1 protein-coding gene is annotated in these 803 nt (G+C 30.4%); it reads left to right on the top strand.

What is annotated here, in order from left to right:
• Positions 1-483: 483 nt before the first annotated feature.
• On the top strand, positions 484-803 hold a 320-nt coding region (locus COZ07_RS01140), incomplete at its 3' end, for an Ldh family oxidoreductase (protein ID WP_406606766.1).

Raw genomic sequence — 803 nt, forward strand, 5'->3', positions numbered from 1 at the left:
GTAAATTTCTTGATTTACCATAAATATCACCGATATATTATCATTATATTAATAATATATCACTAAAATAATATAATGTCAATCCTATATTCGTAATATAGTATCGAGTATATAGTATCGAGTATCGAGTTAGAATGCAGTGATGAGTGATGTGTAATGAGTAATAAGAAAAGAGTTAGATAGTTAGCTAGTTAAGAAAATAGAATAAGGAAGTTAGAAGATAAGATAGTATCAAGTATAGAGTTAAGAGAAAGAGAGGTACCATAGAAAAAGAAGATGAGAAAACAAAAGTAAAAACTTTTTTGCCTAACTAATGAAATTAAATAATTGAAAAACATTTCTAATTTTGTTATATTAAGCTTAATAGGGTTCGATTTTTAAAACCCATAGGGGAACTTGAATATAAAAAATTAAGGAGGGATAATCTTGTTTAAGAATTCAGAAAAAATTGTGTGGGTAGATTTTAATACCTTAGAAAGTTTTATGGTAGATGTTTTTAAAGGAGTAAAAGTTCCAGAAGAGGAGGCTAAAATATGTGCCGATGTGCTGATTACGGCTGATAAAAGAGGGATAGATTCACATGGTATTGGTCGGTTAAAACCTTTCTATTATGATAGGGTTAGGGCAGGTATCCAGTCACCAAAAACAAATATTGAAATTGTTAAGGATAGTCCTACTACCGCTGTTGTTGATGGTCATAATGGAATGGGGATGGTAATTGCAAAAAAATCTATGGCTCTGGCTATTGAAAAAGCTAAAAAAATGGGATTGGGAATGGTAGCAGTGAGGAATTCAACTCATTA

Source organism: Candidatus Infernicultor aquiphilus, from assembly GCF_002784285.1.
GTDB classification, from domain to species: Bacteria; Atribacterota; Phoenicimicrobiia; order Phoenicimicrobiales; family Phoenicimicrobiaceae; genus Infernicultor; species Infernicultor aquiphilus.